This window comes from Micromonospora sp. RHAY321 (assembly GCF_023896955.1).
Taxonomy (GTDB): Bacteria; Actinomycetota; Actinomycetes; order Mycobacteriales; family Micromonosporaceae; genus Micromonospora.
Genome location: NZ_JAMHIW010000002.1, coordinates 486,314 through 508,158, shown reverse-complemented (window position 1 = coordinate 508,158; position 21,845 = coordinate 486,314). Strand labels below are relative to the sequence as shown.

15 protein-coding genes are annotated in these 21,845 nt (G+C 72.7%); 6 read left to right on the top strand and 9 right to left on the bottom strand.

Features of this window, described 5'->3' with window-relative positions:
* The first annotated feature begins 2 nt into the window (after positions 1-2).
* Positions 3-1,697: an HEXXH motif-containing putative peptide modification protein gene (locus tag M8C17_RS32125; protein WP_252415505.1), complete on the top strand. Its 1,695-nt coding sequence runs from the start codon at positions 3-5 to the stop codon at positions 1,695-1,697.
* Here M8C17_RS32125 and M8C17_RS06670 read toward each other — a convergent pair.
* The 5 genes from M8C17_RS06670 to M8C17_RS06650 all read right to left on the bottom strand — a co-directional run bounded on the left by M8C17_RS06670 (position 1,660) and on the right by M8C17_RS06650 (position 11,711).
* A complete protein-coding gene (locus tag M8C17_RS06670) occupies positions 1,660-2,202 on the bottom strand; it encodes a GNAT family N-acetyltransferase (RefSeq protein ID WP_252415504.1) in 543 nt (180 codons plus the stop codon). The two genes, M8C17_RS32125 and M8C17_RS06670, sit on opposite strands and share 38 nt — an antisense overlap.
* 44 nt (positions 2,203-2,246) lie before the next feature.
* A complete protein-coding gene (gene fxsT / locus M8C17_RS06665) occupies positions 2,247-6,158 on the bottom strand; it encodes an FxSxx-COOH system tetratricopeptide repeat protein (RefSeq protein ID WP_252415503.1) in 3,912 nt (1,303 codons plus the stop codon).
* A gap of 12 nt (positions 6,159-6,170) precedes the next feature.
* Positions 6,171-7,412 (bottom strand): TIR-like protein FxsC, encoded by a 1,242-nt coding sequence (locus tag M8C17_RS06660; protein WP_252415502.1) that lies wholly within the window; start codon positions 7,410-7,412, stop codon positions 6,171-6,173.
* A gap of 256 nt (positions 7,413-7,668) precedes the next feature.
* Positions 7,669-10,302, bottom strand: a complete 2,634-nt coding sequence (locus M8C17_RS06655; protein WP_252415501.1) for a discoidin domain-containing protein — start codon at positions 10,300-10,302, stop codon at positions 7,669-7,671.
* 209 nt (positions 10,303-10,511) lie between these two features.
* Positions 10,512-11,711 carry an ROK family transcriptional regulator gene (locus tag M8C17_RS06650; protein WP_252415500.1) on the bottom strand — a complete coding sequence of 400 codons (1,200 nt, stop codon included), beginning with the start codon at positions 11,709-11,711 and terminating at the stop codon, positions 10,512-10,514.
* Between the two features lie 236 nt (positions 11,712-11,947).
* On the opposite strand from M8C17_RS06650, the gene M8C17_RS06645 reads away from it, so the two are divergent.
* From M8C17_RS06645 to M8C17_RS06630, 4 genes are all read left to right on the top strand, one after another.
* Positions 11,948-13,249 (top strand): extracellular solute-binding protein, encoded by a 1,302-nt coding sequence (locus M8C17_RS06645; RefSeq protein ID WP_252415499.1) that lies wholly within the window; start codon positions 11,948-11,950, stop codon positions 13,247-13,249.
* Positions 13,250-13,319: 70 nt separating this feature from the next.
* On the top strand, positions 13,320-14,312 hold the full coding sequence (locus tag M8C17_RS06640) for a carbohydrate ABC transporter permease (RefSeq protein WP_252415498.1): 993 nt from the start codon (positions 13,320-13,322) through the stop codon (positions 14,310-14,312).
* Positions 14,305-15,144: a carbohydrate ABC transporter permease gene (locus M8C17_RS06635; RefSeq protein ID WP_252415497.1), complete on the top strand. Its 840-nt coding sequence runs from the start codon at positions 14,305-14,307 to the stop codon at positions 15,142-15,144. Before M8C17_RS06640 ends, M8C17_RS06635 begins: the two co-directional genes overlap by 8 nt.
* Before the next feature lie 29 nt (positions 15,145-15,173).
* Positions 15,174-16,550 carry a GH1 family beta-glucosidase gene (locus M8C17_RS06630; RefSeq protein ID WP_252415496.1) on the top strand — a complete coding sequence of 459 codons (1,377 nt, stop codon included), beginning with the start codon at positions 15,174-15,176 and terminating at the stop codon, positions 16,548-16,550.
* Between the two features lie 78 nt (positions 16,551-16,628).
* On the opposite strand, the gene M8C17_RS06625 is transcribed toward M8C17_RS06630, so the two are convergent.
* Genes M8C17_RS06625 through M8C17_RS06615 form a run of 3 tightly spaced genes read right to left on the bottom strand, consistent with a single transcriptional unit; the run spans position 16,629 to position 20,418 of the window.
* Complete coding sequence (locus tag M8C17_RS06625) at positions 16,629-19,076, bottom strand: ABC transporter permease (RefSeq protein WP_252415495.1); 2,448 nt, start codon at positions 19,074-19,076, stop codon at positions 16,629-16,631.
* Positions 19,073-19,798 carry an ABC transporter ATP-binding protein gene (locus M8C17_RS06620; protein WP_252415494.1) on the bottom strand — a complete coding sequence of 242 codons (726 nt, stop codon included), beginning with the start codon at positions 19,796-19,798 and terminating at the stop codon, positions 19,073-19,075. Before M8C17_RS06620 ends, M8C17_RS06625 begins: the two co-directional genes overlap by 4 nt.
* Positions 19,795-20,418, bottom strand: a complete 624-nt coding sequence (locus M8C17_RS06615; protein WP_252415493.1) for a PadR family transcriptional regulator — start codon at positions 20,416-20,418, stop codon at positions 19,795-19,797. Before M8C17_RS06615 ends, M8C17_RS06620 begins: the two co-directional genes overlap by 4 nt.
* Before the next feature lie 143 nt (positions 20,419-20,561).
* Here M8C17_RS06615 and M8C17_RS06610 point away from each other — a divergent pair, with 143 nt between their 5' ends.
* A complete protein-coding gene (locus M8C17_RS06610; protein ID WP_252415492.1) occupies positions 20,562-21,233 on the top strand; it encodes a TMEM175 family protein in 672 nt (223 codons plus the stop codon).
* 28 nt (positions 21,234-21,261) lie between these two features.
* Here the strand turns inward: M8C17_RS06610 and M8C17_RS06605 are convergent, their stop codons facing one another.
* Positions 21,262-21,840: an NTP transferase domain-containing protein gene (locus M8C17_RS06605; RefSeq protein WP_252415491.1), complete on the bottom strand. Its 579-nt coding sequence runs from the start codon at positions 21,838-21,840 to the stop codon at positions 21,262-21,264.
* Between the last annotated feature and the right edge of the window lie 5 nt (positions 21,841-21,845).

The following is a 21,845-nucleotide window of genomic DNA, read 5'->3' as shown; positions in this document are numbered from 1 at the left end:
AGGTGCCGGGGCCGCTGTCGGACGCGCAGTTCGCCGGGCTGGCCGGCGGGCACGGCGACGCCGGCACCGTCGACGTGCTGCGCGGCGGGCAGCAGGGCCGACGCCGTCTGCTGACCGTCGCCGCCGCCCGGGCGTACGGCGGCGACCCGCTGGTCCGCGACGGCCTGGAGCTGCTCACCCGGGCCGAGCGGGCCGACCCGCTCGCGGTCGCCGAGGTGCTGGCACACCCGCCGCTCACCGGCTGGGCACGCGCCGCCATCGCCGGGCCGGCCGACGCCGGCTACCTGGCGGCGGTCGCCGCCGCCGCGGCGACCCGCGCCGGGCTCGCCTTCGAACTGACCCTGCCCTGCCCGGACGGTACGCTGCTGCTGCCCACCCTCGGCGGGGCGGTGGGCCTCACCCCCGGCCCGACGGTGGTGAGCGCGGGGCACGGCACGGTACGCGTCGTCGCGGGCGACGGGTCGGCGCGCTGGCTGCCGGTACGGCGGATCACACCGGCGAGCGGCGTGGAGGTGTCCATCGAGGACCAGGACCCGTGGCGGCAGCGCTACCACCACCCACCCACGCCCCGGCTGGCCGCCGCCGACGCCGCGGACCTGGCCCGGCTGACCGGGCAGGCGTGGCGCTGGCTGCGGGGGCACCTGCCGGCGCACGCCGACGGGCTGACCGGGCTGCTGCGCTCGCTGGTGCCGCTGCGGCCCCCACCGTCCGGGCACGCGGTGAGCGCGACCAGCCGGGACGCGCTGGGCGCCATCGCGCTCTCCGTACCGGCCGACCCGAAGACCCTCGCCCTGCTGCTGGTGCACGAGCTGCAACACACGAAGCTCGGTGCGCTGCTGGACCTGGTGCCGCTGCACCACCCCGGCGGGCCGGCCCGCTACCGGGCGCCGTGGCGGCTCGACCCAAGGCCGGTCGGCGCGCTGTTGCAGGGCGCGTACGCGCACCTGGGGGTGGCCGAGGTGTGGCGCTGCCGCCGGGCCGAGGGCGTCCACGCCGCCTTCGAGTTCGCGTACTGGCGGGAGCAGACCGCGCGGGCGGTCCGGCAACTCGCGGCCGCCACCGAACTGACCGACGCGGGGCGGACGTTCACCGCCGGCATGGCGCACACGCTGCGCGGCTGGCGTGAGCCTGTGGACACCCGGGTCGAGGCGGCGGTGCGGGACGTGGCCGACGGCGGCGCGGTGCGCTGGGGCCTGACCAACCTGCGCCCGCACCCGGACGAGGTCGACCGCGCGGTGCGGGCGTGGCGGCGAGGCGAGCCGCGCCCGGGCAGCGGCCCGCCGCCGACGGTCGCGCCCGGTCCGGCCGCCCCGGCGCTCGCCGCGGGCACCGGCCCGGAAGCGGCGGTACGGGGGCGACTGCTGGCCGGCGACACCGATCCGTCCACAATGGATTCGTTTGATCGTGCCTACGCGGCAGGCGACGCCGAGGGCGCGCTGCACGGATACCAGCGACGGCTGCGTGACGATCCCGGGGACACCGACGCCTGGGTGGGGCTGGCGCTCGCCGCCCGGCTGACCGGGAACGCGGCCGCGACCCGTGCCCTGGTGACCCGCCCGGACCTGGTTCGCGAGGCCCACCGGGCGCTGCCCGACGCCGACCCGCTGGCGCTGGCAGCCTGGTGCCTGGACACCGCGCCGCAGCCGGGCCCCGCAGCGGTCAACCGCGACGGCGGGCCAGGTACTGCTCGCGGGTGATCTCGTGCACGGCGACGGGCTGCTGGTGTTCCGGTACGACGGTGCGAAACGCGTACGAGATTCCCAGCTTCTCCATGACCCGCGCGGACCGGGCGTTGTCCACGTGCCGGATGCTGATGATCCGATCCAGGTCGCGGTCCTCGAAGCCGAACCGCAGGACCTCGGCGGCGGCCTCGGCGGCGTACCCGTGCCCCCAGAACCTCTGGTCCAGCCGCCAACCGATCTCGACGGCCGGCAGCACCTCCGGCAGGAACTCGGGCACCGCGAGACCGACCCATCCGGCCACCTCGCCGGTCTCCCGCAGCTCGACGGCGAACAGGCCGAACCCCCGGGCGTCCCAGTCGTGGATCACCTTGCGGAGACCCAACGCGCTCTGCTCACGATCCCGCACGGAACCGTCCATGATGTAGCGCATGACCTCCGGATCGGCGTTCATGGTCGCCAGGGCGTCGAGGTCGTCGTCGCGCAGACGTCGCAGGGACAGACGGTCGGTACGGAGAACCATCACCTGCTCATTGTCGCCGTCGCCGCCGACACGGGTGTGACCGCCTAGAGCAGGGCCGGCTCGATGTAGGCGTTGGAGCGGTCCTGCTGACGAGCCTGGACCACCCGTGGGTTGTCGCCGCCGAAGAGCTGCACCAGCTGCCCGAACGCCTCGTCGTAGAGGGCCCGCCCGGCGTCGGCCTCGCTCTCGGTGGCGAGCCGGCTCACCGCCAGGTTGACCGACGCGGAGAGGGTGTCGGGATGCTCGGCGCCCAGCGCCCGGGTCAGCTCCACGTACGCGGTCGTGTCCAGCAGCAGGGCGGTTTCCCGGTCACCGAGGGCGAACAGGTCGTTGGCCAGGTTGAGGGTGGCCAGCAGGGTGTGCGGGTGGCGCTCACCGAGGTTCGCCAGCAACTGGTCGCGGACCCGCTGGGAGAGATCCCGCGCCTGACCGTGGTCGCCCTGCTTGCGCAGCAGCACCCCGAGGTTGTTCAGGCAGGCCAGGGTGATCGCGTGCGTCTCGCCGAGCACCTCGTTGTAGCCGTCGCGCAGCCGCCGGGCCACCCGCAGCGCGGTCTGGTTGTCACCCACCGCCGACCAGGTGGTGGCCAACGCCATCTCGGCCGACAGCGTGTCGGCGTGCTCGGCGCCGAGGGTGCGCTGGTAGCGGAGCACGGTCCGCTCGATCAGCCGGTGCGCGTCGGCGAAGCGGCCGAGCTGGCGCAGCGTCAGCGCCAACTCCTTGGCCGTCCGCAGCGTCTCCGGGTGGTCCGCGCCGATCACCTTCTGCTGGATCGTGTACGTGCGTTGCAGCACGCTGTGCGAGCGCCACAGCTCGCCGGTGTCCCGCAGACCGCGCCCGTAGTTGCTGGCCGACGCCAGGGTGGACGGGTCCTCCTCGCCGAAGCGGTCGCGCCGCCGCTCGTGGATGTGCTGGTCCAGCAGGGCGGCGCCGCGGAAGTCACCCACCAGCCGCAACGACACGGCGAGATTGTTCTCCGCGATGAGCGTCCGGCCACTGTCGTCGCCGAAACTGCGCACGCTCAGCTCGAGGGTGCGCCGGTCCTGCGCCTCGGCCTCGTGGTAGAGACCCTGGGCACGCAGGTCCGCGCCGAGGCTGCGGGCGGTCATCAGGGTGTACAGGTGCTCCTCACCGAAGATCCGCCGCTGCCGGTCGTAGACGTCCCGGTCGATCTCGTACGCCCGGTCGAAGTGGCTCTGCGCGCGCAGCACGTTGGCCAGGTGGAAGCGCATCCGCAGCTTGGTGGGATCGTCGTCGTCGGTGTCGCGCCAACTGTCCAGCGACTCCTGCGCCAGCGCCCGGCTGGTGTCGTAGTCGCCGCGCCGGTAGAGGTAGCGCACGGTGTCCACGACCAGCTGCCGCGCCTCATCCATCGTGGACAGGTGCAGGCCGCTGGGGCGTACGTGCGGCCACAACTCGGCATAGCGGGGCCAGTTGCCCGGCCGGTCCGGGTCGCGCGGGCTGGCCGCGGCGAGCAGCAGTTGGGCCTGCCGGCGGGCCTCCTCCGGATCGTCGAGCTGATCCTGGATGACCAGTTGGACCAGCCGGTGGATGCGGACGGAGTTGTTCTCCGCGTCCACCTGGGCCAGGCCGTAGCGTCCCAGCTCGGCGGTGACCAGGCCCTGCAGGATCGGGTCGGTCAGCGTCGGGTCGAACGGCGCCATGAAGCTCGCGAAGCGGTCGCCGGTGAGCATGGCCACCGGGATGGGCTCCGGCGCGTAGAACGAACACAGCTCCAGCAGCCGGGCCGCCGCCGGTTTCTCCGAGCGCAGCTGGGCCAGGGTGACCAGCCAGGTGGCGGCGAGGGCCTTGGAGTAGCCGGCGGACTGCCGGCCGTCGAGGATCCGCAGCAGCCCCGGGGTGTCCAGCGAGGTGAGGTACCGCTCGACCTGCATCGCCGTGGCCCGCAGGTACGCCGCACCCTGCTCGACCGCGAGCGGTAGGTCGCCGAGCTTCTCGGCCACCTGGGTCGCCTCGTCCTCGGTGAGCCCGGCGACCCGGTCCCGCAGCAGTTGGACGCTCTCGGCGCGGTCGAAGACGGTCAACTCGGTCGCGGTGGCGTACTCGCTCCAGCTCTGGTCCCGGGTGGTGAGCAGCACGTGGCCCGGCCCCTGCGGCAGCAGGGTCCGGATGGCGCGGGTGGGCTCGTTGGCGTTGTCCAGGATGATCAGCCAGCGCCGGTCCGGGCCGCCCCGACGCAGCGCGTCGAGCACTCGGCGGACCGCGTCGGCACCGCCGCCGGTGCCCAGCCCCATCGCCTGGCCGAGGTCGGCCAGGCCGCCTCGGATGCGGTCCTCGCTGTCCGCCGGGATCCACCAGACCAGGTCGTAGTCGCGGCCGAAGCGCAGCGCGTACTCGGCGGCGAGTTGGGTCTTGCCCACCCCGCCGAGGCCGTGCACGACCTGGGTCGCCGAGTCCGGTGAGGTGGTGAGCCGGTCGCGCAGAGCCTCGAGCTGGGCGGCGCGGCCGACGAACGGCGTGCCGTGCTGGCGCACGTTGGACACCGCCGGGAACGGGCCGGGGAACCGACCGACCGGACGCCCGCCGACCGCGGCCGCCGGGGCGCCGGCCGCCTCCAGCAGCCTGGTCCGGGCCGTGGACGGGTCGATGTCGGTGAGGTCCACGGGACTGCGGTCGGTGTACGGCACGGCCAGCCGCGACTCGTCCACCCGCAGGGGCACCAGCAGTCCACCGCCGCCGAGCTGGTCGCGGCTGGTGGCGCCCTTCCACAGCTCGGCGGCGAGCGACGTGCCCGCGTAGTGCCGGGTGAGGACGGCCAGCACCCGGCTGGCGCCACCGACGGCCCGGTCGAACTCGGCTCGCCCGCCGGCGCGCAGCGGCACGTCCACCGCCCGGCGGTCCACCCGCAGCCCGGCCTCCTCCAACTGGTCGGTGATCCACTCGGCCCACAGCCGGTCGGCGGAGGCGTAGCTGACGAGGACGGCCTGCTCGGCGGTGAGCCGGCTGCGCTCGAACTCGGTCAGCGAGCGACGCCGGTCCTCCTCGGGCATCGGGTGCAGGCTGCTGACCCGCCCGCCGGTGACCACCGAGGCGAGCTGCTCGTACGCGGACAGCAGGGTGCCAACCTGCTCGGGTCGGTCGCCGAAGGCGGCGAGGATCTCCTCGTAGGCGTAGAAGGCGCGGTAGGGCACCTCGATCGTGTTCCAGTAGCGCGCCGCCGCCGCGTCGGAGAGGTGGTCGAGGAACGGGGCGAACTCGGCGCGGACCAGGTCCCGCCCGGTCTCCAGCTTGCGCAGCTCGGCGTCCTCCACCCGCATCGGCACCGGCAGCAGCAGTGGCGGGTCGTCGGGGCGTTGGCTGCGGATGGAGCGGGCCACCGCCGCCGCGCCGCGGATGCTCTGGGTGGACATGGTGAAGCAGTTGACCACCAGGTCGGGCAGTTGCACGGTGCAGATGCCGGCCACGTCGCTGAGCCCGGTGCGGCTGTCGATGAGCACCACGTCGTACTCGGCGCGCATCTGCGCGCGGACGGCGTCGATGAACGACGCGCCGCCCTGCCGCTGGTAGAAGTTGGCCCAGTCGAAGGTGCTCACCAGCCGGGAGTACGCCGTGTCCTGCTGCCCGGCGGCCACGAAGTCGATCACGCCGCCGTGGCTGAAGTCCCAGTTCAGCGAGACCGCCCTGCGCTGGATCTTGGCATGCCCGGTGAGGAGTTCCTGGGAGTCCTCGTCGCGGTTGCGTTGCATGGTGGCGATCGAGTAATCCCAGATCATCTCGATCACACCGGGGGTCGCCCGCAGTTCCTTGTCCCGCAGGAACGGATGGAAGTAGCGGTGCAGGCCCGGGGACTCCAGGTCCCAGTCGACGACCAGCACCTGCAGGCCCTGGCTGGCCAGGATCCAGGCCACGTTGGCCAGCGCCATGGTCCGGCCGGTGCCGCCCTTGTACGAGTAGAACGTGACGATCTGCCCACGTGCCGTCTCGTTGACCGCCATGGCCTGCCTCCCCTAGGGACCTTCGAGGATCGGGCGTTGCCCGGTGCCGTCCGTGGGCGGCTCCTGGTAGACCGTGCCCGTGCGGTAGATCCGACCCTGCTCGACCACCAGCACGTCCTCCAGCTCCTCCTGGAAGCGGGCCGAGGTGGGGATCTCGGTACGCCACATCTCGCGGGTGTTGTGCAGCACGTGGTGCGGAAGCACCCGGGCCAGGGTGTCCCACATCTTGCGGTTGCCTCCGGACGCCGCGTCGTCCGCGGCCGTCCAGGGCACCAGCACCGGCGCCCGGGGCGCGTCCACGTCCCGGTCGTAGCCGATCAGACTGAGCCGGTAGCGCGGCAGGTCGGCCGACCAGACGTCGACCACCAGCACGACGATCTGGTTGTGCGCCCGCGCCCACTCCCGCACCGCCGCCAGGTCCTCCGCGTCCTCCACCGTCCAGCCGTAGCTCTTGGTGGTGGCGATGGCACCGGCCCAACTGCCGATCGGCACCTCCAGCTCGGGCCGGTACGGACGCCAGTCCCGGGACACCGCGCCGTAGCGATCCTCGGCCCCGGGGCGGCTGCCGACCAGCTCGGCGGAGCTGCCGGCGACCAGCACGATGTGCACGTGCCGCGCGCTGGTGGCCCGTTGCACCGCGCCCGCCGCCGCCGGCCCGGTCTGCGTCTGCGGCCGGACCGGTTGCCCGAAGGCGCTGGTCACCTTGGCCAGTGTCGGGCGCTGTGCCGGCCGGTGCAGGGTGTGCTCGCGGGCGGTCTGCACGATGTGCTTGGCCAGCGCGTCCACGAAGTCCTTGTAGTCGTCCTCGTGCCGGCGGCGCTGCTTGAGGGTGAGCAGCCCGTCCTGGGCGTAGACCGTGCCGGTCGGGAAGTTGCGGTACTGGAAGGCCCCGACCGCCTCGGGCAACCGGTCGCAGGGAATCCACTGCACCGGCACCAGGGCCGGCGGACGGACCTGGTGCTGCCGCTCGTGCTCGTCGATCCGGTCGGCGAAGACCCGGAACTCCCGGCCGCAGTAGTCGCTGACGACGTACCGGGGGGAGGTCAGCGCGATCAGGCAGGCGCTGGTCGACAGCGCGTTGGCCAGCGTGTCCGTCCAGGTGCTGCCGAGCAGGATCTGCCCGTCGATGAAGCCCGCCTCGTGCCAGCGGACCCCGGCAAGCCCGGCCACCGCCTCGCTGAGATCGCCGAAGAACGCCTGCACCTGACCGTTGCGGTTGTCCTCTTGGGCGTAGCTCAGGAAGAAGAGTGGCACGCCCGCCTCCGCTCACGGGTTCCACGACCGGTACGCACAGTATAGGACCGTCGATGCCAGCCCAGCTGTTGCGTGATCGTCGCGGCGGACGCGCCAGGAGTCGTATGCCCGACGGTTGCGGGTCGGTCGAGGTGCGGTCCGGTGCGCGGCGCGACCGGGACCGGCCGGGTCTTCGGCGGGACCCGGCCGGCCCGGCCCACGGTGCGACCCGCCCGGCCCGGTCGACGGCGCGACCGGACCGGCGCGGGCGCCCCGGTCAGGGGTAGGTGGTCAGGTACACCTGCTGGGTGGCCGCGTTCGCGGTGCCGCCGGTGTTGTTGATCACCCGGTTGATGGTGCCGACGCCGCCGAGTGAGACGGTGACCATGTTGGTGAACCGCACGTTCGGGTTGGTGGGCGCCTCGATGGCCCGGTCGGCGACGACGGCCGGGTTCACGTTGAAGTAGCAGTAGCTGCCCATCCCGAACGCCTGGTGGCTGGTGACCGAGTCGGCCACCTTGTACGCGGCGTACCCGCGGGTCGCGCCGTTCATCCAGGCCGCCTGGTTGGGCGGGTCGTACGGCATCTCGTTCTGGTAGAAGTACGTCCGCCCGCCGTTGCCGTTCCAGATGGTCTGGTACTTCTGGTAGTGCTCGACGAAGAGGCCGTACATGGTGACGTTGTCGCCGTTGACCGTGAGCCCGGTGTCGGCGGTGTTCAGCGTCCATCCGGTGGGCACGCCCTGGGCGGCGTGGTCGGCCCGCCACAGCCACATGTGGTCGCCGATCACGTTGTCGCTGTTGACGGTCAGCGTGTTGGTGGCCTTGCCGACGTGCGGCCCGCCGATGCGGAAGAACACGTCGTGCAGCGAGGTCGGGTTCGCGGCGTGGCTCGCCGCCGAGCCGGCCGGGCCGACCTCCATCAGCACCGGCGAGTTGGTCGTGCCGGCCTCGAACATGATGCCGGCCACCTTGACACCGTCCACGTCGGCCACCCGCATTCCGACGCTGCCGTTGTCGGCCTGGATGGTGGCCAGGCCGAGGCCGAGGACCACCGTGTCGGCCCGGTTGACCTGGATCGGCTCGGTGACGCGGTGCACGCCCGGGGTGAAGAGCAGGTGCTTGCCCTGGGCCAGGGCCGCGTTGATGGTGGCCGCGCTGGTGCCCTGCTGGACGATGAAGAACTGCGACAGCGAGATCGAGGAGCCGGCCGGGGTCTTGTTGTACCAGCTGGTGCCGGTCGAGTTGCTGCGCAGCGCCGGCACGAAGACCCGGTACTCACCGGTGCCGTCCACGTAGAGGAACGGCTTCTCGCGTACCTGCGGGGTCTGCGGGATGACGGTGTGCGACGGGTTGGGGAAGTTCGGTGGCGGTGCGCCGTTGACGCCCTGGAAGACCATGTTCCAGACCGAGCCGGTCCAGCCGTTGCCGAACTCGCTGTTGCGGGAGTACCACTGCTGCTGCGAACCGGAGACCACCAGGCCGTCGATGCGGGTGTCGGCCATCAGGCCGCCGCTGGACCAGCCGTCGCCGCCGTTCCAGAGCTGGATCTGGTTCTGCGCGCCCCGCAGGTGCATCCGCCGGTACGGCGCCGCCTGGGACACCGCCCAGCGCTCCACGGTCTGCCCGGCGGGCAGGGTGACCGAGAGGTTCTCGGCGGCCCGCCAGAAGTTCTGGGTGGCGTTGCCGCCGAACCAGAAGGCCTCGGCGCGGACGTGGCCGTTGAGGTTGACGTCGTCCGGGCTCATGCCCAGGCCGGCGACCTGGGTGAAGAAGCCGAGGTTGACGTCGGCCGTGTAGGTGCCCGGCTTGAACAGCACCGCGTAGCGCTGCGGGCCGAACTGGTTGGTCTCCTGCTGGGTGAACAGCGTGTTCAGTCGACTCTGGATGGTGGAGGTGGGGGTGCTCGGGTCGAAGACGAAGGTGTTCGGCCCGAGGTTCGGGTTGCGCGGGTCGGTCGGGTCGACCGGCGGCTCGGTGGTCCCGCCGGTCGTGTTCACGGCCAGCTCCCACAGCGAGTAGCCGTAGGCGGTGCCCCGAACGGTGCCGTACATCCGCAGGTACCGGCCGCTGCCGGCGACGGTGAGGGTCTGGGTGCCGCCGGTGCCGGTGGTGGTCGAGTAGATGGTGGTCCAGGTGGTGCCGTCGGCCGAGGTCTGGAGCTGGAAGGCCCGGGCGTACGCGGCCTCCCAGTTGAGCACCACCCGGCAGATCGAGCGCGTGCTGCCGAGGTCGACGCGCAGCCACTGCGGGTCGCTGGCGGCGCTGGCCCACCGGGTGCCCGGGTTGCCGTCGACCGCCGCGGATGCCGCGAGGCCGGCATCCTGACTGGACGAGGCGGTCGCCGGGCTGCCCTGCGCGACGTTGGTGCTGCCGCAGGTGGGCGTGCTGCCGCCGATCTCGCCGTAGACCTGGAACTCCCAGAGCGAGTAGCCGTAGCCGGTGGCGCGGGCGGTGCCGTACATCCGCACGTACCGACCGGCGCCGGTGACGGTGAGGGTCTGGGTGCCGCCGGTGCCGGCGGTGGTGTTGTAGATGGAGGTCCAGGTGGCGCCGTCGTCGGAGGTCTGGAGCTGGAAGGCGCGGGCGTAGGCGCCCTCCCACTGCAGGGTGACCTGGCTCAGGGTGGCCCGGGCGCCCAGGTCGACCTGGATCCACTGGGGGTCGCTGAACGCGCTGGCCCACCGGGTGCCGGTGTTGCCGTCGACGGCGGCGCCGGCCGGGGTGCCGGCGTTCTCGGTGGACGAGGCGGTGGCCGGGCGGCCCTGCGAGAGCAGGGTGGGGGCGGCCTGCGCCGGTGTCGTGGCACCGGTCGGGGTCAGCGCCGCGACCAGGGCCACGGTGAGCCCGAGAAGCAGGTGCCGGATGGCACGCCGGGGACGCGGGCGTGCGGATGTAACACGAGATGTCATGACATCGCCTGTCGATAGGGGGTTACGGACGACGCTTGGGTGGGGTCGGGGCTCGCCCGTTGGGTGCGGTTGGAGGATTGCCGCCGACGCGGCGCCGCGGGGCGGAGAGCGCTCTCGTAGGAGTGTTGCGGCGAGATTGCGACGGCGTCAAGACATCGATCTATAACACTGTTATTTATCCCGAAGGTTTGTTGTGGGCGTTTTGCCCGTCAGCGACGTACGCCACCTTCGGTGAGGAACCGGGCGATCGGCAGCGTGGCGGCCCCCAACGCCACCGCGTCCACCCCGAGCCGGCACAGCTCGATCGACGCCTGCTCGTACGGCTGGCGCAGCGCCTGTCGACCGGCGGCGTCCCGGACGGCGGGCAGCAGGCCGCCCAGCGCCATCGCCGCCCAGCCGCCGAGCACCACCCGCTCAGGGTTGAACAGGTTGATCAGGTTCGCCACCCCGGCGCCGAGGTAGCCGGCGGTGTCGTCCAGCACCCGACGGGCGGTGGCCGAGGTTTCGGCGGCGGCCACCAGGGCGGCGAGCTGGGACTCCTCGTCCTCGCCCGGCACCGGGCGGCCCTCCCGCGCCTCCCGGTAACGGTCGATGATCGCCTCCGCGCCCACGTACGCCTCGAGGCAGCCGCGCGCGCCGCACCGGCAGACCCGGCCCCCGTACACCAGGGTGGTGTGCCCCCACTCCCCCGCGCTGCTGGACGCGCCCCGGTAGGTGGCGCCGTTGGTCACCACCGACGCGCCCACGCCGGAGCCGACCAGCGCGAAGACGGCGTGCCGGGCGCCCCGGCCGGCGCCGAACCACATCTCGGCCTGGCCGAGGGTCTTCGCGCCGTTGTCGATGTGCAGCGGCAGGTCGGTCCCGGCGCCGATGATGCGCTCCAACGGCACCCGGTCCCAGCCCAGGGCCTGGGCGTGCACCACGGCCTGGGTGCCCTGTTCGACCACGCCGGAGACGCCGATGCCGACGCCGAGCACGTCGGCCGGGGTCACCCCGGCCTGGCCGGTGACCGCGTCGATGCCGGCCAGCACGTGCCCGGCGACCACGTCGGGCTCGGTACGGGCCGGGTCGAGCGGGTACTCGACGCTGGCCAGCAGGGTCATCGCGAAGTCGAACAGCTCGACCCGCACCCGGGTCTCGCCCACGTCCACCCCGACGACGAAGGCGAACCGGGGCGCGACGCGCAGCAGCATGCTGGGCCGGCCACCGTCGGACTCGGCGGCGCCCGCCTCGGCGACCAGCCCCTCGTCGATCAGGTCGGCAACCACGTTGCTGACCGCCGGCTGGCTCAGCCCGGTGCTGCGCACCAGGTCCTGGCGGGTGAGCGGAGCGTCGAGGAAGAGCTTCGTCAGCAGGGCGGACCTGTTGCGCAGCCGGACGCTCCGGTTGGTGGCTCGCGCCAGCTCCACTCGGCACCTCGATCCCGTCGGTCGTTCGAGCGACTGTAACCGCCCTGTGCTTGACGACCCACTGGACAACTACTTTAATGACGACATTCATTAAGCCGTGATGTAACTCCTGGGAAACGCCGACGGACCACCGACGGCGCACCCCGAAACCCCGTCCGCAGCCGGCCCTCCGTCGCCCACACCCCTATCGACGACGGAGGTCGGCGGACCCCCACCACGTACCGGAAGGGCTGACCGTGTCGAGACGACACCTCGGGATATTCACCGCCGCCGTACTGGCTGCCGCCTCGCTGACCGCCTGCGGCGGCGGCTCCGGCGACGACTCCGCCGGATCGAGCAAGACCCTCACCTACTGGGCCAGCAACCAGGGCGCCAGCCTGGAGGCCGACAAGACCATCCTCCAGCCCGAGCTGGACAAGTTCGAGAAGCAGACCGGCATCAAGGTCAACGTCGAGGTGGTCCCCTGGTCGGACCTGCTCAACCGGCTGCTCGCCGCCGCCGCGTCGGGCAAGGGCCCGGACGTGGTGAACATCGGCAACACCTGGTCGGCGTCGCTGCAGGCCACCGGCGCGCTGGTCGAGTTCGACGACGCCACCCTGCAGGCCGTCGGCGGCAAGGACCGGATCGTGCCCGCCGCGCTCGCCGCCGCCGGCGCCCCCGGCAAGCCGCCGGCCGCCGTGCCGCTCTACAGCATGGCGTACAGCCTGTACTACAACAAGAAGTCGTTCGCCGACGCCGGCATCACCGCCCCGCCGACCACCTGGGAGCAGCTCGCCGAGTACGGCAAGAAGCTGAGCACCGGCGGCAAGTGGGGCCTGGCGATCGAGGGGGCCAACCCGTCGGAGAACGCCCACCACGCGTTCACCTTCAGCCAGCAGTACGGCGGTGAGTGGTTCGACTCGGCCGGCAAGCCGACCTTCGACACCCCGCAGAACGTCTCGGCGATCAAGCGGTACGTCGACTTCATGGCCGCCGACAAGATCACCAACCCGAGCAACGCCGAGTACGCGCAGAACCAGTCGGTCTCCGACTTCGCCAACGGCAAGGCCGCCATGCTCCTGTGGCAGTCCGCCGGGTCGAACCTGAAGACGCAGAACATGCCCGCCGACGCGTACGGGGTGGCCCCGGTGCCGTTCCTGGCCAGCCCGCCGGCCGGTGGCAAGAAGATCAACAGCATGGTCGCCGGGATCAACATGGCGGTCTTCAAGCACACCAAGAACCGTGACGGCGCGCTGAGCTTCGTGAAGTTCATGACCAGCGACGAGGAGCAGACGATCCTCAACCGCACGTACGGCTCGCTGCCGGCGGTGAAGACCGCGGCCTCCGACCCGGCGTTCAGCGCCCCGGAGCAGAAGACCATCCAGGAGACCCTGGTCACCACCGCGGCCCCGCTGCCGCAGGTGCCCGAGGAGAGCACCTTCGAGACCCTGGTCGGCACCGCGATGAAGGAGCTGTTCGCCGACGCGGCGAGCGGAAAGCCCGTCACCGAGGCGTCGGTGAAGGCGAAGCTGACCGACGCGCAGCAGAAGATGCGCTGACCCACGCGTCATCGGTGGCCGTGGTCGGGTGAGGAGCCCGGCCACGGCCACCGCCTCCGAGAGGACCCCGATGGCAACCAGCACCACCGCGCCGGACGCCGGACGGCGCGAACCCCGGGCCGGGTCACCCGCCCGGAAGGCCGCTCGCCGGCCCCGCGGCCCCCGCCGCTCACTCCTGCCGTACCTGCTGCTCGCGCCGGCCGTCGTGCTGGAACTCGCCATCCACGTGATCCCGATGGTGGTCGGGGTCTGGATGAGCCTGCTGGAGCTGACCCAGTTCCACATCCGCGACTGGTCCACCGCGCCCTTCGTCGGGCTGGAGAACTACCGCGCCACGCTCGACCTGAACAGCGCCGCCGGCAAGGAACTGCTGCACTCGTTCTGGGTCACCCTGGTCTACAGCCTGCTCTCGGTCGGGTTCGCCTGGCTGCTCGGCATGGCGGCGGCCGTCGTGCTGCAACGGCCGTTCCGCGGCCGGGCGATCCTGCGGGCGCTCTTCCTCACCCCGTACGCCCTGCCGGTCTACACCGCCGTGATCACCTGGAGCTTCCTGCTCCAGCGGGACACCGGCCTGGTCAACCACGTGCTGGTCGACCAGCTCGGGCTGATGAACGAACGGCCGTTCTGGTTGATCGGCGACAACAGCTTCTGGTCGCTGCTGGTCGTGTCGGTCTGGCGCAACTGGCCGTTCGCCTTCCTCTGCCTGATGGCCGGCCTGCAGAACGTCCCCGGCGAGATGTACGAGGCCGCCGCGATCGACGGCGCCGGGTTCTGGCGTCGCCTGCGCTCGGTCACCCTGCCCATGCTGCGGCCGGTGAACCTGGTGCTGCTGCTGGTGCTGTTCCTCTGGACCTTCAACGACTTCAACACCCCGTACGTGCTCTTCGGCGGCTCCGCCCCCGAGCAGGCCGACCTCATCTCCATCCACATCTACCGCAGCTCCTTCAAGACCTGGGACTTCGGCTCGGGCTCGGCGATGTCGGTGGCGCTGCTGCTGTTCCTGCTGGTCGTCTCGGCCGCGTACCTGCTGATCACCAACCGCCGGAGGGACGACCATGCGTGAGACCGCCGGTGAGCGCTGGGGCCGGCGCATCGTGCTGACCCTGCTCACCCTCTTCGTGACCATCCCGCTCTACGTGATGGTCACCTCCGCGGCGAAGCCGCTGCAGGACGTGCAGAACGGCTTCACCTGGTGGCCCAGCCGGCCCACCCTGCAACCGTTCGTCGACATGTGGAGCACGGTGCCGCTGGCCCGCTACCTGGTGAACAGCCTGGTGGTGTCGAGCATCGCGGCGATCTGCTCGGTCGCGGTGGCGATCTTCGCCGCGTTCGCGGTCAGTCGCTACCGGTTCCGCGGCCGCGGGGTCTTCTCGGTGACGGTCCTGTCCACCCAGATGTTCCCCGGCATCCTGTTCCTGCTGCCGCTGTTCCTCATCTACGTCAACCTGGGCAACGCCACCGGCGTCGAGCTGTACGCCAGCCGTACCGGCCTGGTGATCACCTACCTCACCTTCTCGCTGCCGTTCTCGATCTGGATGCTGGTCGGCTACTTCGACTCGATCCCCCGAGGGCTCGACGAGGCCGCCCAGGTCGACGGGGCCGGTCCGCTGCGCATCCTGTTCCAGGTCATCCTCCCGGCCGCCGTGCCCGGCGTGGTCGCGGTCACCGTGTACGCGTTCATGACCGCCTGGGGTGAGGTGCTCTTCGCGTCGGTGATGACCGACGAGAGCAGCCGCACGCTGGCCGTCGGCCTGCAGGGCTACTCCACCCAGTTCAACGTCTACTGGAACCAGGTGATGGCCGCCTCGCTGGTGGTCAGCATCCCGGTCGTCGCCGGCTTCCTTGCCCTGCAGCGCTACTTCGTCGCCGGCCTCACCGCCGGCGCTGTCAAGTGAGTCATTCGAACCCAGAGGAGAACCGACCCGTGCCGGACCTGTCCAAGCTGCCGCCCGACTTTCTCTGGGGTGTCGCCACGGCGGCGTACCAGATCGAGGGGGCCGTCGACGTCGACGGCCGGGCGCCGTCCATCTGGGACACCTTCTCGGCGACCCCCGGCAACGTCGACAACGGCGACACCGGCGCGGTGGCCTGCGACCACTACCACCGGTGGCCGGAGGACTTCGCGCTGCTGCGCCGGCTCGGCGTCGACGCGTACCGGTTCTCGGTGGCCTGGCCTCGGGTGATGCCCGACGGCGTCGGCCGGGTCAACCCCGTCGGGTTGGACTTCTACGACCGGCTGGTCGACACGCTGCTCGCCGACGGGATCCGACCGTTCGTCACGCTCTACCACTGGGACCTGCCGCAGGTGCTGCAGGACCGGGGCGGCTGGCCGGAGCGCTCCACCGCCGAGGCGTTCGCCGACTACGCGGCCGTGGTCGCCGGCCGCCTCGGCGACCGGGTGGCCGACTGGAACACCGTCAACGAGCCGCTCTGCGTGTGCTGGATCGGGCACCTGGAGGGGCGGATGGCCCCCGGCGAGCGGGACCTGACCCGCGCGGTGCACGCCTCACACCACGTGCTGCTCGGGCACGGCCTGGCCACCCAGGCCATCCGCGCCAACGCCGCCCGACCGGCCTCGGTGGGTCTGGTGCTCAACCTCAGCCCGATCGAGCCGGCGACCGACCGGCCCGAGGACGTCGCGGCGGCCCGGCGGGCCGACGGACACGTCAACCGCTGGTGGCTGGACCCGGTGCACGGGCGCGGCTACCCCGCCGACATGGTCGCCACGTACGGGGTCGAGCCGCCGGTGCGCGGCGACGACCTGTCGGTCATCGCCACGCCCACCGACTTCCTCGGGGTGAACTACTACTTCCGCCAGGTGGTGGCCGACGACCCGACCGGGCCGCCGCCGTACGCCCGACAGGTGCCGGTGCCCGGCTCGGTGGAGACGGCCATGGGCTGGGAGATGTACCCGGCGGGACTGGAGCGGCTGCTCGTCGAGGTCAACGAGGAGTACCGGCCGGGCCGGATCATCGTCACGGAGAGCGGTTCCGCCTGGCCGGACGAGGTCACGGCGGACGGCACGGTCGAGGACAAGGAGCGCACCGACCACCTGGAGCAGCACCTGGCGGCCTGCGCGTCGGCGGTGGCCCGGGGCGTGCCGCTGGACGGCTACTTCGTCTGGTCCCTGTTGGACAACTTCGAGTGGGCGTACGGCTACGACAAGCGCTTCGGCCTGGTGCACGTCGACTACGCCACCCAGCGTCGGACGGTGAAGGCGAGCGGCCTGCGCTACGCCGAACTGATCCGCGCCCACCAGCGCGTCGCCGGTGCGACCGGGACCGCCACACCGGTGGCCTGAACGGGGGCCGGCGAGGCCCGGGCACCCTGGGCGCCGCGTCGTGCGGCGCCCAGGGAGTTCCGACTTCACGTCCGGCGCTCAGTCCAGGAGGCGGCGGGCCAGCGACGGCGGCGGCCGGCCGGCGAGCAGCCAACCGGCGCCGGCGGCGAGCGACGGCAGCCCGGCGGTGATCGCGGCGAGGTGCGCGACGGGCACGGCGCCGAGCGGGTCGAGGTCGCGGTGCAGCGCACCGGCCAGCGCCAGGTAGGCGCCGGCCACACCGAGCACGGCACCGAGCAGGGCGAGCGCTCCGGCGGTGGTGGCGGTGAGCGTCCGACGTACCCGCCTCGGCGCCCCCGTCGCGGTCAGCGTCCGCAGGTCCGCCGACGCCTCGCCGCGGATGAGGCCGACGGTCGTCGCCAACACCCCGAGAGCGAGCAGGGCGCCGGCGATGGTCGCGCCGGTCCGCAGCGCGGTCAACGAACTCTGCTCCCTGCGCGACTCGACGGTGAGCCCGGCCGCGGCGGCCAGGTCCTGGGCCGTGGCCAGTTGTGCGTCGGTGAGGGCGTGGTCGGCCGCGAGGAACCAACCGACCCGCGCCGGCTGCCAGCCGTGCCGGTCCAGCGCGGCGGGCGTGATGAGCGAGTCGGGCAGCCCGGTGTAGCCGGAGCGGGGCAGGGCGCGCACGGTCGGCCGGACACCCCGGGCGGGGATGTTCAGCAGCGCCAGCTCACCGGTGCGGGTGGTGAGGACATCCGTCCCGGCGTCGACCGCCGTGCCGGCCGCGCCGTTCAGCCGGAGCAGGCCGGGGTTGACCACGTAGAGCGGGTGGGACGTCGTCGAGCGGCCGGCCGCGGCCGGGGGGCCGATCTCGACGGCCGGGTGGCCGCTCGATCTCCCCTCCCGGCCGAGGTCGGTGTACGAGGCCACCACCGCCATGTCCAGCGGGATGACGGTCGTCGCGCCGACGGTGGTCGCGATGGTGTCGGTCTGGGCCTGGAGGGCGGCGAGTTCGGCCGCCGTGCGCTCGGGGATCACCGGCTCCGGCTGGCCGATCCGGATCAGCAGCTGGCTGTCGGCCAGGTTGCCGAGACCTGCCGCCTGCTGCGTGCGGTACTCGGCGGCGGAGGAGCCCACCACGATCGCCGCCGAGAGGCCGGCCGCCAGACTGATCGCGGCGAGCGCCGCGCCGGCCCGAACGCGGTACCGGGCCAGGTCGGCCAGGGCGAGCCGGACGGCCACCGGCAGGCCGCCCCGGGCCGCCGCCAGCGCCGGGATGGTCAGCGGGCTGACGAGCAGCACGCCGAGCACCGTGCCGACGCTGCCCGTGACGATGAGCAACGGGTTCGATCCGTCGGAGAGCACCAGCGCGGTGAGGCCGGCGGCGAGCAGAGCGGCCGCCGCCACGGCGGTCCGCCGCGCCGGCGGCGGAATCGGCGGCCGGGCCGACAACGCGTTCACGATCGGGGTACGCGCCACCGCGCGGGCCGGCCACCAGGCGGCGGCGGTGGCGGTGGCCACGGCCAGCAGCATGCCTGCGCCGATGGTGAGCCAGGGTAGGTCGAACCGGCCGATGCGGTGCCCGGCGGCGGTTTCCACGAAGCCTGCGGTGATCAGCCAGGCGATGATCCCGACGGCGGTGCCGCCGAGCGCGGCGACCACCCCGACCGCCGCGCCGTTGGCCAGCAGCACCAGCCGCAGGTGCCGGCGGGTGGCGCCCATGGCCGCCAGCATGCCGAGCTGACGCAGCCGGCGGTGTGCCAGCACCACGAACCCGGCGGCCGCCACGAGCGACACCAGCAGCAGGCCGATGGTGGCCAGCGCCAGCGCGGCGATCGTGAGCGTGGTGCGCTCTGCCGTCGGCCGGGCCTCGCGCACCAGCGGGCCGTCGATCGTCTGCCGGAAGGCCTCCATCCGGTCGCGGTCACCGGCCACCAGGACGGTCACCGACTGGGGTCGGCCAGCGTGCGCCGGGTCGGTGAGGGCGAACTCGTCGTGCAGGTCCGCCGGGTTCTCCACCACGCCGACGACCAGGCGGTCGGTGTCGTCGAGGCGCACCGGCCCGCCGAGGTCGGCACGCAGGGCTCGCGCCACCCCGTCGGTGACCGCCACCTCGGCGGGCCCGGTCGGGTAGCGGCCCTGCCGCAGGGCGAGCATCGGTCCGCCGTACGCGCCGGCCGGATCCTGCGCCCGGACGTCGACCGGGTCGAACAGCCCGGGCACCGACACGTGCCGGTGACCGATCACGTCGACCGTGCCGAACCACGCCCGGGCGGCGGCGACCCGCCCGTCCAGCGCGGTGGGGTCGTCGCCGGGGATCCGGAGCAGCTGGTCGGCGCGGCCGAAGGTGGCGTCGCTCGACGCGGCCAGGTTCCAGGTCGCCGCCAGGCCGAAGGTCGCGCCGCTGACGGCGACGGTGAGCAGCGCGATGGCCAGCAGTTGCTGTCGCCACTCGCGGCGGAACAGCCGTACGGCCCAGCGGACCACGGCGCGGCGGGCCGCGAGGCCGCCGCCGGCGGGCCGGCTGCGGTCCGGGTCGGGGGTCACGGGGTCGGGTCCGAGGCGAGCAGGGCCTCCGGCCCGGCCGACGGGGCGGTCTGGTCGACGACCCGGCCGTCCCGAATGAAGATCACCCGATCGGCCCAGGACGCGAGTTGGGCGTCGTGGGTGACCATCACTCCGGCGATGCCGCGTTTGCAGGCTGCTCGGAGCATCCGCAGGACGGCTTCGCCGTTGGCGGCGTCGAGGGCGCCGGTGGGCTCGTCGGCGAGCAGCAGCTGCCGCTCCCCCACCACGGCCCGGGCGATGGCGACCCGTTGACGCTCGCCGCCGGAGAGGTCGTCGGGGTAGTGACCGGCCCGGTCGGTCAGCCCCAGCTCGTCGAGCACCTGGAGGGCGGCGGCACGGGCCGGACGCGCGGACATGCCGTCCAGTTCCAGGGGCAGGGCCACGTTCTCGACGGCGGAGAGGCCGGCCAGCAGGTTGAGGTCCTGGAAGACGAAGCCGAGCGACCGGCGACGCAGCCGGGCGGTGGCGTCGGCGGAGAGCGTGGAGAGGTCGGACCCGCAGACGGTCACCTGGCCGGTGGTGGGCTCCTCCAGAGTGCCCGCGATGGTCAGCAGGGTGCTCTTGCCCGAGCCGCTGGGGCCCATCACCGCCACCAGTTCACCGGCGACCACGTCGAGGTCGACCGCGCGCAGGGCGTGCACGGCGGCGCCGCCGGACCCGTGCACCTTGGACACCTGCCGCAGGCTCAGCACGACGCTCATCGGCGGGCTCCCGCAGCCCGGTCCCCGGTCCGGCCCGTCGAGCGCGCGTCCTGGGCGTCGGCGGCCGGCGAGGTGTCGGCGGCCGGTGTGCTGGGCTTGGGCCGGGTCGGGTGACTGCGCAGTCGGGCGTCGGCGGCGTCCAACCAGCGGACGACCGCCTCCAGCCGGAACAGCTCGGCGTCGACGACGAGACCGAGGCCGATGTCCTCCGGTGCCGCGTCGGCCTTGAGGTGGGTGTAGCGCTGCATCTCCTCGACGATCCGCCGCCGGTGGGCCTGGAGGATCTCGGTGACGTCCACCTGTGTCAGGCGGATCGCCACCTGCACCTTCATCACCAGCTCGTCCCGGGGCGGGGGTCCCGCCCGCGGCGGCGTACGCAGCCAGCTGTGCAGCTCCCGCTCGCCGTCGGCGGTGAGCCGGTAGCGCTTCTGCGCGCCGTCGCGGCCGGCGTCGTCGGACTCGACGTGTCCCTCGCGCTCCAGGCGTTGCAGGGTGGTGTAGACCTGCCCGACGTTGAGCGGCCAGACCTCACCGGTGCGCGCCTCGAACTCCTGACGGAGCTGGAGACCGTACTTCGGTGCCTCGCTGAGCAGCGTCAGCATGGCGTGGCGGATGCTCACGAACCATCACCCAGAGTTAGCATACTCGGTATAATACACAGTATTATCTCGCCCGGGTGCCCCATCGGACGTCCGTCCACAGTCGCCCTCTCATTCGGGACAAACCGCCGCCCACCGGTCCCGTCGGCGGTTAGCCTTCCCCAATGGCCGCAGCAGCCGACGAGGTCGAGCAGCCCGACACCGGGCCACGGATGTCCGACACGGACCGGCTGACCGCGTTCAGCGACGGCGTCTTCGCCATCGTCATCACGCTGCTGGTCATCGAGCTGCGGGTGCCGGAGTACCACGAGGGCGAGTTGCTGGCGGGGCTGCTCGACGAAGGAGCGTCCTACCTGGCCTTCGTGGTGTCCTTCATCTACATCGGGGTGCTCTGGCTCAACCACCACGCGCTGGTCCGGCTGATCCGCGGCACCACCCTCGCGCTGAGCTGGATCAACCTCGGCATCCTCTTCGGCGCGGTGATCATCCCGTTTCCCACCGCCGTGCTGGCGTCCGCGTTCACCCACGGCGACACCGCCGACCGCCGCGCAGCCGTCGCCCTGTACGCGCTGGCCGCCGCCCTGATGTCGGCCCCCTGGCTGGTGTTCTTCGGCTACCTGCGCCGCCACCCGGCGCTGCTCCAGCGCGGGGTCAGTCCGACGTACGTGCAGGCGCAGCGGCTGCGGCCGGTCACCGGCCTGGTCCTCTACGGGCTGAGCGGCCTGCTCGGCTGGTTCGTCAACCCACTGCTGGGCCTGATCGGCGTCATCGTCATGGTCATGTACCACGCGTTCACCAGCGAAGGGCTGCGCCGGCGACGGGCCGCAGGTCGCTGACCCTCCGATCCGGCGCCCGCGCGGCCGCTCAGACGCGGGGCAGGTCAGCCGGGGTGTCCACGTCGACCGGGGAGCCGAGGTCGTCGCACGGCACCTGCACCACCAGGTCCGGACGGGCACGCAGCAGGTCGCGGGCGCCCCGGTCGCCGACGGCGTACCGGTCCAGCAGCGGCCAGGTCGCGCGGCCCAGCAGCACCGGATGCCCCGGCCGCCCCGCGTAGGTCGCGATCGCCACGACGGCGCCACCGGCGTGGGCAGCCCGGACCCGGCGGATCGCGAGCGGGCTGAGCAGCGGCTGGTCGACGAGGGCCACCACGGCTGCCGACACGTCGGCCGGGAGCGAGGCGAGGCCCCGGCGCAACGACGAGCCCAGCCCCTCCTGCCAGCCGTCATGGCGCACCGGCACCGCGCCGGGCAGGTCGGGCAGCTCGTCCGCGCCAGCACCGAGCACCACGTGCACCGGCGCGCAGCCGCCGTCGCGCAGCAGCCGGATCCCCCGCCGCGCCAGCGGCTCCCCGGCCAGCTCGACCAGCGCCTTGGGCCGGCCGTAGCGCCGGCCGGCGCCCGCCGCCAGCAGCAGCCCGGCAGTGACCGGCAGCTCAGGCACGACGT

Coding starts and splice junctions, on each gene's coding strand:
- M8C17_RS06670 (WP_252415504.1), bottom strand. CDS start 2,202: ATGGTTCTCCGTACCGACCGTCTGTCCCTGCGACGTCTGCGCGACGAC.
- fxsT (WP_252415503.1), bottom strand. CDS start 6,158: ATGGCGGTCAACGAGACGGCACGTGGGCAGATCGTCACGTTCTACTCG.
- M8C17_RS06655 (WP_252415501.1), bottom strand. CDS start 10,302: ATGACATCTCGTGTTACATCCGCACGCCCGCGTCCCCGGCGTGCCATC.
- M8C17_RS06640 (WP_252415498.1), top strand. CDS start 13,320: ATGGCAACCAGCACCACCGCGCCGGACGCCGGACGGCGCGAACCCCGG.
- M8C17_RS06635 (WP_252415497.1), top strand. CDS start 14,305: ATGCGTGAGACCGCCGGTGAGCGCTGGGGCCGGCGCATCGTGCTGACC.
- M8C17_RS06620 (WP_252415494.1), bottom strand. CDS start 19,798: ATGAGCGTCGTGCTGAGCCTGCGGCAGGTGTCCAAGGTGCACGGGTCC.
- M8C17_RS06610 (WP_252415492.1), top strand. CDS start 20,562: ATGGCCGCAGCAGCCGACGAGGTCGAGCAGCCCGACACCGGGCCACGG.